We start from the raw sequence: 15,477 nt of genomic DNA on the forward strand, positions 1-15,477 counted from the left end.
GCCCTTTTATTCGCCGGCCATCATTCGAGCAGCACAGGATGATGGCCCTCGGCGATGAAGCGATATCGCCTAGCGTCGGGAACCAATTTGAGATTTATTCGTCGCCTAGGATCAAGCCGCGACGGTGCTTGCAAAAGTGCCGTCGCCGATTATCTACGCGACGTAGCCATATGAAAATCCAAGCGGGATGATTAAACCATGAATAAAACATCTGAAATAATTAATATCAATGCAAAGAATAGTCCCTCCCTATTAAGTAAAGCGCAAAAAACGTTCAATCGCATGATCAAGCAGATCGCGGTGGAACGGACTTTGCTGGCAGCATGGCAGTCCATCACCCCACTATTTATGCAAAAGCATGGCAGCGAACTCGTTCCACTTCTGCAAGCCTACGAGGCACATCGGACAGAAATGGTACGCCTGCTCGATAAACACTATACCGATAAACTGTTTACCAAGCGTGATCGATCCAAGCTGGAAGATATCCTCGGCACCATGTCGGATGACCTGGTAACGGAACAGAGCGATGACGAACTAAAGCACATTTTCGAAAAGTATAACGATATCGATTTCGACTCCGTGCGCGCCGAACAAAACGACATGATGCGCGTCGCCATGGAAGAAATTCTCGGCAAGGAACTGAGCGACGACTTCGACCCCAATTCGCCGGAACAGATACAGCAACATATCGAAGCCGCCATGCGCGCGGAGGACGAGGCGCGGCAGGCGTTCCAGGATAGCCAGGCCAAGCGCAAGAAATCGGCCAAGACCTTGGAAAAGGAAGCACGGCAAGCCGATGAAGCACAGCATGCCACCCAGTCGCTACGTGAGGTCTACCGCAAACTGGCCGGCGCACTGCATCCTGACCGCGAGCAGGACGACGATGAAAAAGTGCGTAAAACGGCATTGATGCAGCGCGTCAATGCCGCATATGGCAAAAACGATCTGCTGCAGCTGCTGGAACTGCAATTGGAGATCGAACAGATCGATCCGGCACAGCTGAACACGCTGTCGGACGAACGCTTGAAGCATTACAACAGGATACTGAAGGAACAATTGGCAGAGCTGCGGGCCGAAATTGACGATATCGAATTTTCGTTCAAGATGGACTTCAATATCCCACCTTTCCAGCCCCTGTCTCCAACCGAGCTAATACCAACGCTGGAGCGCGATATCGCCGACTTCAAGCTGAGCATCGAGCAAATCAAGGCACAGCTGATCGAGTTCGAAAACCCCAAGGCGGTCAAAACCTGGCTGAAAAATTATCGACAAGCGAAGCAACCCTCCAACCTGGAGGATATATTTATGGACGAAATACGTTTCTAAGGACACGCTGATTAAATGAGCTAACGAGCAGGCCGTGGTTATAGGCGCTTAAGCGCCTATAACCACGGCCTGCTCGAATTCCGACCTACAGGAACCGGCTATCGCTACTTCGGCTGGTAGGCCGCCACCCCCATCCGCCACAGGAAGAAACTCCATACATCGGCGCTTTCCGCCACCTGCTGGCTCTTGGTCGAACCCATGCCGTGGCCACCGTCATAGTCCACCCGCAAGATCACCGGCTTGTGGCTGTTGCTGGCAGCCTGTAGCCGGGCGGCCAGCTTGGCCGGCATCCAGGCATCGACGCGCGGGTCGTTGGCGCCGGTGGTGACGATCACGGCCGGATAGGCCACCCCATCCTTGATGCGATGGTAAGGACTGTTCGGCAGCATGGCGCGGAAATCGGCCTCGCGGGTCACGGTGCCGAATTCGGCGATATTGGGCGGGCCATTGGGCGTCAGCTCCATGCGCAGCATATCGGAGATTCCCACCGCGCTTTGCGCCGCGGCGAACAATTCCGGCCGGGCGGTAATGGCACCGCCGATGGTGATCCCACCGGCGCTTCCGCCGGTACCGGCCAGCCGTGCCGGGGAGGTATAACCCTCTTTCACCAGGTAGTCGGCACAGGCGATAAAGTCCTTGGCGGTATTGGCCTTGGTCTGGATATAGCCGGCACGATGCCAAGCCTCGCCGAACTCGCCGCCGCCACGGACATGGCAGACGGCGATGACCCCGTCCTGCTCCAGCCAGGCCAGCCGGGTCGCGCTGAAGCGCGCTTCCATGGTGATACCGTAAGCGCCATAGCCGCTCAGGATGGTGGGATGGCTACCATCCCGCTTGATGGCTTTGGCGGCGATCAAGGACAAAGGCACTTCGACGCCGTCGTGGCTCTTTACCATCACCCGCTTGGCGGCATAGTCCTTGAAGTCGACGGCCAAGGGCTTGATCAGGCCGGTATCCGCCAGCTTGCCCTTCCCGTTCAAAGCGAGCACCCGCGGCGAAGCGACCCATGATTCCAGCCTCAATAAGGCGCCCGGCCTGGTCGGGTCGGTGGACAGATCACGTATCGTACCCTGCACGGGCAAAGCCATTTCGCGTGCCTTACCGCCGTGGACCAGCTTGATCAGCTTATCCACGCCACCTTCGCTGGCACGGATATATAGCGCGTCGCGCGCTACCGCCACCTCGCGTAGCACGGCCGGGCTCTCCGCCAAGACGGTTTTCGCCTTGGCAAGCTCGGGATGGTGCAGGTCCAGCGCCAGCAGCTTGCCGCGCGGCGCATCCAGATTGGACCTCAGATAGAGCGTATCGCCATGCAGCCAGGCGCCCGCCACCTTGTCGGCCGGCGTCACGATGCGCTGCCAGGGCGTGGCCGATCCGTTCAGCTTGGCCAGCGGTGCGATATAGTAGGAATGTTCGACGGCATCGCCGTGCAGGACTTCGGCCAGCACGAAATGCGAACCGGGCACGGTATCGAGGTGCACGATATCGGCGATATCGAAGGGCCGGGCGGGATCGAGGCCATAGCCCAACAGACCGGTATCGCTCGCCACCGGGGTGCCCAGCTTGTGCAGATAGGTCGCGCTCTTGTTGTAGCGCTCCCGTTCGCCCTTGGCATCGGCCGGCGGCAGGCGGTTGTAGAAAAAGCCGCTGCCATCGTGCAACCAACCCAACTCGCTATTCAAGCCGGCGCCGTCGATACGCTCGGGCAGCCACTTGCCGCTGGCGAGCTCCAGCAGGCGCAATTCGCTGTCTTCCGAACCACCGGCCGACACCCCTACCGCGACCAGGCGACCGTCGGGCGAGGGCGAGTACCAATCGATGGCGACATGGGCGGCGGCGCTCCCCAGCGTGTCGGGATCGAGCAGGAGCCGCTCGCCCTTGCCATCGTGCATATATAGACGGCGACCGTCCTTGCCCGGCTCGGTCTTCAGGTAAAACCGCCTGCCCGCCGCTTGCTCGATCCCGCCCACGCTGGCGCCGGCATCGGCCAAGGCGGTCAAGCGCTGCCTCAATGCCGCCCGGCCCGGAATAGTCGCCAGCATGGAATCGGCATAGTTGGCCTGGGCTTTCAGCCAATCGCGGAATTCGGCGCTTTTCATATCCTCCAGCCAGCGATACGGATCGGTGATCTTGGTGCCGAAGTAGTCCTCCACCACCGGTTTGATCGGGGTCGCCGGCGGACCGGACAGGCTGGGCATCGATGTGGCGAAGGCGGTGGAGGACAGCAAGAGCGCAAGCAAGGTGCAACGATAGGGCATGACATCTCCAAGTAGATAACCGCGCCGACAAGTTCAGCCCTATGGCGGGCATTCGCCTATCCAGGCCAAACCGTGGGGCGCCCTTTTTTATTATCCAGGCTCACGACCGCGATAGGCAGCATGCCGGCGCAAGACTTTTGGAAAAAGCTACCCGTGTTTCGAAATTGAGACAGAAGGCCATCCTCTACAAGCGGGATCAATGGCTGGGCCAAAACGGGCGCGGCTTACCTGGGGGGAGATTCGTAGGGGAGGAAGCTGTCGGCAAAGGCGCAAATCACGTCGCATATTTCGGGGACCGCTCATCCTTTATACTTTACCCCTATGCTTACCGATTCTCGGCAAAGCACCATTTCGGTCCGGCGCGTTAGTCGGCGTGGCAGTGCTGCCAGCCCTCTGCCACCTGGGTTCATCAGGAGGTACGACGGGCGGTAGGTCTTCGCGAGCAAAACCATGCTCTCCGGCTACTACGTTTGGCCCGGCCGCCTGGCTTTTATGCTTACTCCCCCCACCCTGAATATTTTCCCGTTCATCGGCTATGTATTCTATGAGTGCCCACTCTTCTTCATCGACAGGCTCGTTATCAATACGATCGCCGCTCGGTGCTTCGCCTTCCTTGCCGAAGCGAATGCGCCTGACAAGTACGGGTGGTGGTGATTTGGAAGAGACTTCACTACTTACAAATTTAACGCTCGCGACCCCGATAACTACGCAGAGTTTAATAGTCAAACCACTGCTCCACCGATTTTTCTTCACCTGTCCCATCAGGCCAATTTCATCATCCTGAATTTGACTCTTATATTCAACCGTCACCGTGAATTCATTATTTCCCGCATCATGATTGGTTATAATCTGATGCGTATGCCATTCTTTATCCTGGCTTTGCAATGTCGAGAAATATTCATCAACATACTTCAACGCCTTGATCACGGACCCCGCTGCTCCCTGGGAAGCCAGCGCCGTCAGCATTCGAACTTGGTAATTTGACGCGCATTTCCCTATGGTCTTATCGTAGATTTGTTGCGATTTTGTATACGCACCCTGGTGGTCCCGCCCATCCGACTTTTCGCAGCCATTAAACGACACCCTCTCATCTTTTTCAAATTCCAACCACTCCCCGTCTATTTTATGCTCAATACGCGTCAGATCAGATGCATACCCATTGATACACGCATCCAGCCCTCCCATAAAGCAGCAATCCATCTCCATGAATTTCTCCAGGAACCTATTCCTTCCGTCACATTTCTTCAAGTACACTTCCACCATCGTGATAAAAATACCGTAAACATCCAATGGTTTATCGGGTTCATAATCACGTAACCTGAGAAAATCTTTGCTGAGTTTTTTACAGATACTCTGGAAATCCTCACCCACCAGATAAATTTTGCTCCCGTCATCGCCGATGATGACTACATCGCCATCTTCCCTGGCGAAGGTAACCGCCTTACCACTTTTCAGTAGAACGAACACCGATGTTTTACCTTCACATGCCGCCACATACAAGTCATGAAAAATAAGCTGCGCATTTTCACAAAAGTCATTTATGTCCGATCCACACTCACCCGCACGCTCTTCTTTCAGCAATTTTGCACCATATTCGATACCAAACCATACAACACCGGCTCTCCCATGGTCCTCCATTTTGTGGATGGCCTCGGTTATATGATTTGCCAATTCCGCGTAGTAGCCCGGGGACGCCTTGGCATCTTTCTGCAACCTTTCGCAGATATCCCTGAAATTCACCCCTTTTAAAATTTCGACGTGCTTACCTTGCGAAATACGAACAGCGCCATCCACCTGGCTAAATGTAACTTTATTACCGCAAGGCAAGGAAATAGATATAGTAGGCTGATTAATCCTGTATGCCTCATGCAATAATTCATGAATAACCATCGCATTTTTGCAAAATACGTCTATTTCAGCACCAGATAATTCAAATTCCTTGCTCAGCTGAATCAAGCCATGACCAATTCCAAATGCGATGGCACCAACCATTCCCTTCTCTAAAAATTTTGCCGGGGGGTTAGAACTGCCCACAGGTATTCCACATACTCTTGCATAGGGATGAATCGATGTTTTGTCCATTGCTTGCCTTCGTCCGAATAAGACTTGTTTAAGTTCATGCATGCCCTTGCAATTTCAATAGAAAATATCGAAGACAAACCAGCTAGTCCAGGCTCGCGCCTGCTAGAGGCCTGCCGACGCAGGGCTTTTGGAAAAAACCATCCGTTTTTCTAAATCGAGATAGGTGGCCACGCCGGATCAATGAACCGATAAGAACCGAAGAGGCCAGCTACTGAGCGCGAAGTAGGGGATAGCATGGTCGGAGCATGCTTAAATCATGCTGTACGGTCGTGGAAAATCCACCTTGCATGGCTTTGGGAAACGTTCACTGCTTATTTTCTTGCCCAACTGCCTGTTGGTCTCCCTGTTCATCAAATTGCTTCCTATGTTTACCGATACCCTCCACAGCTCCATTATCGTTGGTTACGGCGGTTGGCGCGGCGGAGGGTTTAGCCATTTGCCAGGTGTTGGACGGTGGATCTTCACGAGAAAAGCTACTTTTCTCACAATAGAAACCCTTCTCCCCAACAATAAAGGTTGCCTTGGCCGACAGGCTGCTACTCGTATTATCGCGCCTTGCCATATCCATCTTATTTACTTCGCTGGTAGAAAGTCGAGTTGTATATTCAACCACAACTTTCACATTGCCACCCTCCGGGATAATATCGATACTTTGCACAAGGAATAGGTTACTTGTAAGCGCGGTGAATTTACTATCGATATATCCGCCCGCTCTCAATAAGGAGAGCATGCACTTCTGACTAGCTAAATAACCCACCATGCGTTGCTGGTACATATTACGGCATTTCTTTTTTATTCCATCAGCAAAATCCGCCACAGATTTACCTGCGTCATCTTCCGGAATTTTTATATCTTTAAAATCAACGCGCTCATTTCCAACTTCACCCAATCTATAATTCATGCGCGGCAAATCGAGTTTCAATTGATGAAACGGATCTTCCGACCAATCAGCCGAGCAACTATCTATCTCCACGAATTTTTGCACATACTCATTTCTTTCAACACACTCCCCAACTTCATATAAATCGCTGTCTTTAATATAAATACCATAACCACCCAAAGGGGTAGCAGCATCCACCTTGTCTTTCCTCAGGAATTCATCGCTGAGTTTTTTACAGATACCCAGAAAATCCTCGCTTCCCAAAATTGTAATATTTTCCTTTTCATCCTTGATTTCGACATTGCCCTTCTCCAGGGAAAATTCAACCGCCGTGCCATTTTCCAGCGCCACGGAAGCTTTCTTTTCCGATGAAAGGAAAGCTTGATACAATCCAGAAAAAATACTTAACGCATCTCTATAAAAATTACTTGCTGAAGCCTTATTTGCAACACTACATGCTTCAATCAAGCGCTTTGCGCCATACTCGATCCCAAGAGATAAAATACCGACACTTCCGCCCTTCTCGCCTTCAGCAAATTTATTTTTAATACTTTCCTCAAATGCCTGATGATAGCCTGGCGCGCGTTTGGCATCTTGATAGAGTATTTCACACAATCCCCGGAAACTCATATCCGGTAAAGTTGTTGATTCCTTAAATCCCTTACCAGTCCAAATCTGGACATAATCGCTACCTTGGCCAAAGCGAATCTCTGACTTATCCGCCATAGTCAGCGTTACCAGCTTCTTATTATTTTTATACGCGTCGTGCAATCCATCATGAATGATTTGCGCATTCTTACAAATCTTCTCCATTTCTCCATTTTTCTGATGAAACAATAAGCTCAGCCATTTCGTTCCATATTGACGCAATATATCAAGCCCACCATTTTTTTTCACTTTCTCGTTCATGGTCGCTTCAAAATCCGCATAGTGACCCGGCGCGGACGCCGCATCCATACATATGATAAGTTCTAAATTATAGAAATTTGTGTTTTTTAAAACTGCAACATTCCCGCCCTCAGAGATACGTACATCATCCCCAACTTGAGTAAATGTAATTTCCGCGTTATTCTTTGTACGAACCACCGCTTCGCTTTTATTGTTTTTGTGCGCATCGTGCAATGCATCGTGTATTGCCATTGCATTATCGCAATAATCATACAATTCCGTTCGTATGATAGTAAAATCCTTGCATAAGTCGCCCACACCATGCTCGATGCCAAAAGCCACCGCCCCGGCAGTGCCAGCGGACATTTTTTTCTCCAGCGTATCCCCGGGACCGCCACCTATCTTATTACTATCCAAAGAACTTTGCGGTGCCTGTGGGCTGCTGCTGCGCATTGCATCCATACTTTGCTTTCCGATAAGGTAAAATTTTCGCTTTCATACCAGCCCCTTGAAATTTTCAATGGAGATATCGCTGACAAGACTGCCCGTTCGATATCAAACTTGTATGCTGGGGATGTATTCCGATAATTATCGGTTATAAAACATCTCCTACTATATTTTTCTTGAAAAGATGGCTTACATCTTTCGTAAAAAATTCTTTCTTTGGTTTTATAGAAATAATTCCAGCTGGCGTCGTGCCATCTGCGCGGTCATTACCCCGCTGGGCAGTTGATCCGATACGCCAAGCTGCACCAGCGCCCCAACGCATCGATCTCGGGTATGTAAACCACCATGCCCCACCAGATCGCCGCAGTTCCCCGCCGTTGCCGACCACGATTGCCTTCACGCTATCGTGAACTGCACAAAAATTAAGCAAAATGCCTTCGCGACTGGCCGGCGGGCAGGTAGAATGCGCGCCTTACCGCTGGAAATCGAAGCCCTTCGTTCTCCAGCGGTTTTGCATTCCTGAACCGGCGACCCCATGCATATCGGCCCCTATCAACTGAAGAATCGCCTGATCGTCGCCCCCATGGCCGGCGTGACGGATCGACCCTTCCGCATGCTGTGCAAACGGCTGGGCGCCGGCCACGCGGTGAGTGAGATGATCACCTCGAACGCGATGCTGTATGGGAGCGACAAAACCCGCCGGCGGGCCAATTTCGAAGGCGAGCTGGCGCCCGTGGCGGTCCAGATCGCCGGCAGCGATCCGGCCCAGATGGCGGAAGCGGCTCGCCACAACGTGGCGGCCGGTGCGCAGATCATCGATATCAATATGGGTTGCCCGGCCAAGAAGGTCTGCAATGTATTGGCCGGCTCCGCGCTGCTGCAGGACGAGGATCGCGTGGCACGCATCCTGGCGGCGGTGGTGGAGGCGGTGGATGTACCGGTCACGCTGAAAACCCGGCTGGGCTTTCGCAATGGCGAGGAAAACGTGCTGCGGGTGGCCAAGCTGGCCGAGGACAGCGGTATTGCCGCGCTGGCCCTGCATGGCCGCACTCGTGAGGATATGTATAACGGCGCCGCCCGCTTCGAGCTGATCGCCGAGGTAAAGCGTTCGCTCAAAATCCCGGTGGTGGCCAACGGCGATATCGGCACACCGGAAAGAGCGCGCCAGGTACTGGCGGAAACCGGCGCCGATGCCATCATGATAGGCCGGGCCGCCCAAGGCCGGCCGTGGATCTTTCGCGAGATCGATCACTTTCTCGCCACCGGCAGCCATCTTCCGCCGCCGCGCGTCAGCGAGATCCACGCCATCCTGCTGGAGCATTTGCAGGATCATTACGCCTTCCATGGCGAATATTCCGGCTGCCGCATCGCCCGCAAGCATATCGCCTGGTACACCAATGGCCTGCGCGGCTCCAACGAGTTCCGCCAGCATATGTACCAGCAGGACAGCACGGCCACGCAGCTGGCGACCGTGGACAATTATTTCAAGCAACTGGCGCTCGACAGCGAGCGACTGGTTTATCAGGACGAGTCCGCGCGCGCGGCCGCCTGATCGATATCATATTTTTAGGGGAGTCGAATTCATGTCTAGCAAGGACCAGATCTGTTTTGCCGTGCGCGATGCGTTGGAACAATATTTCCGCGACCTGGACGGAGAAGCACCGCAGGCAATCTATGACATGGTCTTGGCCAAGGTGGAGAAACCCATGTTGGAAGTGGTGCTGGACAAGGCGCAGGGCAACCAGACCCGGGCCGCCGAACTCCTCGGCATCAACCGCAATACCTTACGCAAGAAGATGCAGGATCACGATCTGATCTGACAACCGAACACGGCGGCCGCCTGGCTGCAAACCCGGCTACAAACTCGCAAGGCAATCCCATCATGGTCAATATCAAGCGCGCACTGATCAGCGTTTCCGACAAAACCGGCGTTCTCGATTTCGCTCGCGGCCTGGCCGCTTTCAAGGTCGAGATCCTCTCCACCGGCGGCACCGCCAAGATGCTGGCCGAGGCCGGTATTCCCGTCATCGAAGTGGCCGACTACACCGGTTTCCCGGAAATGCTGGACGGCCGGGTCAAGACCCTGCACCCCAAGATCCACGGCGGCATCCTGGGCCGGCGCGACCTGGCCAGCCATGTCAGCAAGATGGCCGAGCACGGCATTGGCGGTATCGACCTGGTCTGCGTCAATCTCTATCCCTTCGAAGCGACCATCGCCAAGCCTGACTGCGACTTCGACGACGCTATCGAGAATATCGATATCGGTGGCCCGGCCATGGTCCGTTCCGCCGCCAAGAACCACGCCTTTGTCGCCATCGTCACCGATGCCGCCGACTACGCCCCCTTGCTGGCCGAAATGAACGCCAACGATGGCGCGCTGGGCCTGAATACCCGCCGCCAGTTGGCCAAGAAGGCCTTCAGCCATACCGCCGCCTACGACGGCGCCATTTCCAACTACCTGACCACCCTGAACGAAGACGGCAGCCGGCAAGCCTTTCCTGCCCGGCTCAATCTCAGCGTCGAGAAGGTCCAGGATATGCGCTACGGCGAGAACCCCCACCAGGCCGCCGCCTTCTATCGCGATCTGCATCCGGCCGCGGGCAGCCTGGCTGGCTTCCGGCAGCTGCAGGGCAAGGAGTTGAGCTACAACAATATCGCCGACTCGGATGCCGCCTGGGAAGCGGTCAAGGCCTTCGACGAGCCGGCCTGCGTGATCGTCAAGCATGCCAATCCCTGCGGCGTAGCCATCGCCGCCGATACCCTGAGCGCCTATCGCTTGGCTTTTGCCACCGATACCACCAGCGCCTTCGGCGGCATCATCGCCTTCAACCGTACCGTCGATGCCTCCACCGTGGAAGCCGTAACCGGCCAGTTCCTGGAAGTCCTGATCGCGCCCGCCTTCAGCGACGAGGCCAAGGCGCTGATCGCCGCCAAGAAGAATGTACGCGTGCTGGAAGTCCCCCTCCAGCATGGCGCCAACCGCTTCGATCTGAAACGAGTCGGCGGTGGCCTGCTGGTGCAGACGCCCGATATCCATCGCATTGGCGTGGCGGATTTCAAGGTGGTCACCCGTAAGGCACCGACCGCGGAACAGCTGCAAGACCTGCTGTTCGCCTGGCGCGTGGCGCAATTCGTCAAGTCCAATGCCATCGTATTCTGCGGAAAGGGTCAGACCCTGGGCGTCGGCGCCGGTCAGATGAGCCGGGTGGACTCCACCAAGATTGCCGCCATCAAGGCCAGGAACGGCGGTTTCGACCTACGCGGCTCGGTAGCGGCCTCGGATGCCTTCTTCCCCTTCCGCGACGGCGTGGACGTGATCGCGGAAAACGGCGTAGCAGCGATCGTGCAGCCCGGTGGTTCCATGCGTGACGATGAGGTGATCGCGGCCGCCGACGAACATGGCATCGCCATGGTCGTGACCGGTGTCCGCCACTTCCGCCATTGATCGCCCCCATTACTAAGGTTCAAATATGAATATCCTCGTTATCGGCGGCGGTGGCCGTGAGCATGCACTGGCCTGGAAGATCGCCCAGTCACCCCGCGTCGGCAAGGTTTTCGTGGCGCCGGGCAATCCTGGCACCGCGAGTGAAAGAGAACTAAGCAATGTCGATATCACCGATATCGCCGAGCTGGTCGCCTTCGCCCGCCGCGAAAACGTCGCCTTGACCGTGGTCGGACCGGAAGCCCCCTTGGCCGCCGGTGTGGTCGATGCCTTCCGCGAGGCGGGCCTGAAGATTTTTGGCCCCACCCGGGCCGCCGCCCAGCTGGAAAGCTCCAAGGATTTCGCCAAGGCCTTTATGGCGCGGCATGGCATCCCCACCGCCCAATACCGGACCTTCGCCGATGCCACCCAGGCGCACGCCTACGTCACCGAACGCGGTGCACCTATCGTTATCAAGGCCGACGGCCTGGCGGCCGGCAAGGGCGTGGTGGTTGCCATGACCCTGGCCGAAGCGCATAGCGCCATCGATGGCATGCTGCTGGACAACAAGCTGGGCGATGCCGGCGCGCGCGTGGTGATCGAGGATTTCCTCAAGGGCGAGGAAGCCAGTTTCATCGTGATGGTGGATGGCAAGAATGTGCTGGCGCTGGCCAGCTCGCAAGACCACAAGCGCCTGCTGGACGGCGACGAAGGCCCCAATACCGGCGGTATGGGTGCCTATTCGCCGGCACCGGTGGTGACGCCGCAGGTACACGCACGGGCCATGCGCGAAGTCATCCTGCCCACGGTGGCCGGCATGGCGCGCGACAATATCCCTTACAGCGGCTTTCTGTACGCCGGCCTGATGGTGGACGATGAAGGCGCGGTCAATGTGGTGGAATTCAATTGCCGCATGGGCGATCCCGAAACACAGCCTATCATGACCAGACTCAAGTCCGACTTCGTCACGCTGCTGGAGCACGCAGTGAACGGCAGCCTGGACGAAGCGGAAGCGGAATGGGACAGGCGCGTTGCCCTGGGCGTGGTCCTGGCCGCGGCCGGTTATCCCGATGCACCGCGCAAGGGCGATGTGATCCATGGTTTGCCGGCACAGCATGCCGATGATGCGCTGGTATTCCATGCCGGCACCGTTCAACAAGGTGATCAGGTGGTCAGCAATGGCGGCCGGGTACTGTGTGTCACCGCCTTGGGCGATAGCGTGAAGCTGGCGCAGAAGCGCGCCTACGAGCTGATCGACGGCATTCGCTTCGACGGCATGCAATGCCGCCGCGACATCGGTTTCCGCGCGGTGGCCCGTAAACCTGGTCAGTAAATGGAGATGGGCATATGGCGGGTGGCAACTGGTTCTCGACGATACTGAGTGCGTTTGCTTCCCTGTTCGGCGCCAAACCGGCGCAGAAAACCGACCATTCGCCCATCCAGCACACCCGCGTCGCCCGCCGGATGGCCGGCCATTGGCCGGTCTGGGTGGAACTGAGCAAGACTACCCGTGAACAAAGGCCGCCTCGACCGGATTCCATGCTATCCCTGCGCTTCTCCGCCAGCGATGGTCCCTTGCTGCGCTCGCTGAAGATACAGAGCCGGGATTTCGAGGGGTCGTATGTGGAAGAGAAAAAAGCCGCGCTCGTCCAGCTACCCGAGCGTTTGGTGGAAGAGTTGATGCGAGGCGGCGACAACCCGGTCTATGTGGAAGCCTTCCTCGATGGCGAGACCCTTGGGTCGCGCAAGTTCGATATCCCGCTGCGATACTAAGCACGTTCAGACCGTACTTCCAAGCTACGCGCCGAGCACATGATGTTTGCGCAAACATGCATCAGCGTTAAACTATATAATTATTCGACGGTCAGACTGAGCGTACCCGCCAAACGGGACCAAGGCCGCATTCACTATTGGCGGAAATAGCACTATATCTAGTGTCAATACTTCGCAAAGCGCGCATAAGGAAAACCCATGAAATTCAATACTCTCTTCGCCGGCCTGCTCGGCTTCGCCCTGCTGGCCCCAGCCTTTGCCGACGATCTGGACGACATCAAGAAGCGTAATATGCTGGTGGTGGGCGTCAAGGATTCCACCCCGCCCTTCGGCGTGCTCAATCCCAAGACCCAGACCATCTCCGGCTACGATATCGACTTCGCCGCCGCCATCGCCAAGCACTTGGGCGTGGGCCTGACGGTGAAGGGCGTGGAATCGAGCCAGCGCATCCCCAAGCTGGTCGGCAAGGAAGTGGATCTGATCATCGCCACGATGACCAAGAACGCCGAGCGCGAAAAGCAGGTGGATTTCAGCTATGGCTATTTCATTACCGGCCAGAAGTTCGTGGTACGCAAGGGCAAGGTCAACGCCATCGAAGACCTGACCACCTCGAAGATCGGCACCGTAACGGGCTCCACTTCGGAGAAGCAGCTCAAGCGTGAAATGCCGGGCGCCAATATCGTTCTTTTCGCCGACTATGACGAAGCCTTCGCCGCCCTCGGCAAGGGTCAACTGGATGCGGTCAGCACCGACGAGCCCATCCTGGCCGGCCTGCTGAACAAGATGCCGAACAAGGCCCAGTACGAGATCCCCAATGTGACCATCTCGCTGGAGGTCTATGCCATCGCCGTCCGCAAGGGTGAGAAGCGCTTGCTGGACGAAGTGAACAAGACCATCGTCGCCATGGAACAATCGGGTGAAGCAGCCAAGATTTTCGATCGCTGGTTCGGCCCGACCACCTCGGCCCCGCTGATGCGCTTGTTTAAAATCAACGCCAAGTAACGGTGCCGTCTACGCCTCGCCCGGGCGCCTTTCGACCGGGTGAGGCGCTTACCCTGGCGTCTCCGCCACATCGACCAATCCGCATATTGGGGGCCAGGTAGGGTAAAATTCTGCCCTTTCCCGCTCCAGCCACCCCGAATGTCGCTGTTCGCCCTCGGCCTCAACCACGAAACCGCGCCCATCGGAGTGCGGGAGAAGCTCGCCTTCTCGCCGGATGAGCTTGCCTTGGCGGTAGCCGAGCTGGTCGCCACGCCCGGCGTGGAAGAAGCCGCCATCGTCTCCACCTGCAATCGCACCGAGCTGTACGCGGCCGGTCGGGAAGAAGGCATTCTGTTGTCCTGGCTGGCCAGATCGCGCCAGCTCGATCCCCAGTCCATCGCCCCCTACCTCTATCGGCTACCCGACCGCGCAGCGGCCCGCCACGTCTTTCGCGTCGCCGCCGGGCTGGACTCCATGGTATTGGGCGAAACCCAGATTCTCGGCCAGCTGAAAGACGCCGTGCGCGAGGCACAAGCGGCCGGCGGCCTGGGACCAGAACTGAACGGCCTGTTCCAGAAGGCTTTTTCGGTGGCCAAGGAAGTGCGCAGCCAGACCAATATCGGCGCCAACTCCGTTTCCATGGCTGCGGCAGCGGTGCGCCTGGCCGAACGGCTGTTCCCCGATCTGTCCGAGCTGAAAGTGCTGTTTATCGGCGCAGGTGAAATGATCGCGCTGTGTGCCGCCCATTTCGCCGCCCGCTCGCCGGTTCGGCTGTCGGTCGCCAACCGTACGCTGGAACGGGGCGCCGCCCTGGCCGCCCAGTTCGGCGGCGACGCCTTTATGCTGAGCGAGCTGCCGGATCGGCTACCCAGCTACGATATCGTTATCACCAGTACCGCCAGCCAGCTTCCCATCATTGGCCTGGGCGCCGTTGAACGCGCCATCAAGGCGCGTAAGCACCGGCCGGTATTCATGGTCGATCTGGCGGTACCGCGCGATGTCGAAGCCGAAGTCGGCGCCCTGCCGGACATTTATCTCTATACGGTCGACGACCTGGCCGAAGTGGTCAGGCAGGGCAGGGCCGAGCGGGCCTCGGCGGTGGTCGAAGCCGATGGTATCGTCGAGCGCCACGCCGATGAATTCATGCAATGGCTGGACAATCGCGCGGTGGTCCCCACCATACGGGCCTTGAAGGATCAGGCAGAGCGGCAACGGCGCCATGAACTGGAGCGGGCGTTGAAACTGTTGGCCAAGGGCGAGCAAGCGGAGGCGGTGCTCGATTCCTTATCGCGCGCGCTCAGCAATAAATTCCTGCACGCGCCCCTGGCCGCACTCAACCAGGTCAAAAGCCATCAACACAATGAACTGATCGACACCGTACGGCGACTATACCAACTGCACGACAAGGAATGATCGCATTA

11 protein-coding genes are annotated in these 15,477 nt (G+C 56.5%); 8 read left to right on the forward strand and 3 right to left on the reverse strand.

Features of this window, described 5'->3' with window-relative positions:
* Positions 1-282 precede the first annotated feature (282 nt).
* Entirely contained in the window at positions 283-1,326 is a 1,044-nt protein-coding gene (locus tag FNU76_RS10925; RefSeq protein WP_144278230.1) for an ESF1 family protein, read from the forward strand.
* 104 nt (positions 1,327-1,430) lie between these two features.
* Here the strand turns inward: FNU76_RS10925 and FNU76_RS10930 are convergent, their stop codons facing one another.
* From FNU76_RS10930 to FNU76_RS10940, 3 genes are all read right to left on the reverse strand, one after another.
* Entirely contained in the window at positions 1,431-3,584 is a 2,154-nt protein-coding gene (locus FNU76_RS10930; RefSeq protein WP_144278231.1) for a prolyl oligopeptidase family serine peptidase, read from the reverse strand.
* A gap of 306 nt (positions 3,585-3,890) precedes the next feature.
* Positions 3,891-5,708 carry a hypothetical protein gene (locus FNU76_RS10935; protein WP_144278232.1) on the reverse strand — a complete coding sequence of 606 codons (1,818 nt, stop codon included), beginning with the start codon at positions 5,706-5,708 and terminating at the stop codon, positions 3,891-3,893.
* A 262-nt stretch (positions 5,709-5,970) separates the two neighbouring features.
* Entirely contained in the window at positions 5,971-7,896 is a 1,926-nt protein-coding gene (locus FNU76_RS10940; protein ID WP_144278233.1) for a hypothetical protein, read from the reverse strand.
* Between the two features lie 520 nt (positions 7,897-8,416).
* On the opposite strand from FNU76_RS10940, the gene dusB reads away from it, so the two are divergent.
* The 7 genes from dusB to hemA all read left to right on the forward strand — a co-directional run bounded on the left by dusB (position 8,417) and on the right by hemA (position 15,469).
* Positions 8,417-9,433 carry a tRNA dihydrouridine synthase DusB gene (gene dusB, locus FNU76_RS10945; protein WP_144278234.1) on the forward strand — a complete coding sequence of 339 codons (1,017 nt, stop codon included), beginning with the start codon at positions 8,417-8,419 and terminating at the stop codon, positions 9,431-9,433.
* Positions 9,434-9,464: 31 nt separating this feature from the next.
* Positions 9,465-9,701: a helix-turn-helix domain-containing protein gene (locus tag FNU76_RS10950; RefSeq protein ID WP_144278235.1), complete on the forward strand. Its 237-nt coding sequence runs from the start codon at positions 9,465-9,467 to the stop codon at positions 9,699-9,701.
* A gap of 62 nt (positions 9,702-9,763) precedes the next feature.
* Positions 9,764-11,326, forward strand: coding sequence for a bifunctional phosphoribosylaminoimidazolecarboxamide formyltransferase/IMP cyclohydrolase (purH, locus tag FNU76_RS10955; protein ID WP_144278236.1), 1,563 nt, complete (start codon positions 9,764-9,766; stop codon positions 11,324-11,326).
* Between the two features lie 25 nt (positions 11,327-11,351).
* On the forward strand, positions 11,352-12,635 hold the full coding sequence (gene purD / locus FNU76_RS10960; protein ID WP_144278237.1) for a phosphoribosylamine--glycine ligase: 1,284 nt from the start codon (positions 11,352-11,354) through the stop codon (positions 12,633-12,635).
* A gap of 14 nt (positions 12,636-12,649) precedes the next feature.
* A complete protein-coding gene (locus tag FNU76_RS10965; RefSeq protein ID WP_144278238.1) occupies positions 12,650-13,075 on the forward strand; it encodes a hypothetical protein in 426 nt (141 codons plus the stop codon).
* A gap of 198 nt (positions 13,076-13,273) precedes the next feature.
* The gene (locus tag FNU76_RS10970) at positions 13,274-14,077 is read left to right on the forward strand and encodes a transporter substrate-binding domain-containing protein (RefSeq protein ID WP_144278239.1); all 804 of its coding nucleotides are present in this window, start codon (positions 13,274-13,276) and stop codon (positions 14,075-14,077) included.
* Positions 14,078-14,215: 138 nt separating this feature from the next.
* On the forward strand, positions 14,216-15,469 hold the full coding sequence (gene hemA, locus FNU76_RS10975) for a glutamyl-tRNA reductase (protein ID WP_144278240.1): 1,254 nt from the start codon (positions 14,216-14,218) through the stop codon (positions 15,467-15,469).
* Positions 15,470-15,477: the final 8 nt, after the last annotated feature.

The sequence above is a fragment of the Chitinimonas arctica genome (genome assembly GCF_007431345.1).
GTDB lineage: Bacteria > Pseudomonadota > Gammaproteobacteria > Burkholderiales > Chitinimonadaceae > Chitinimonas > Chitinimonas arctica.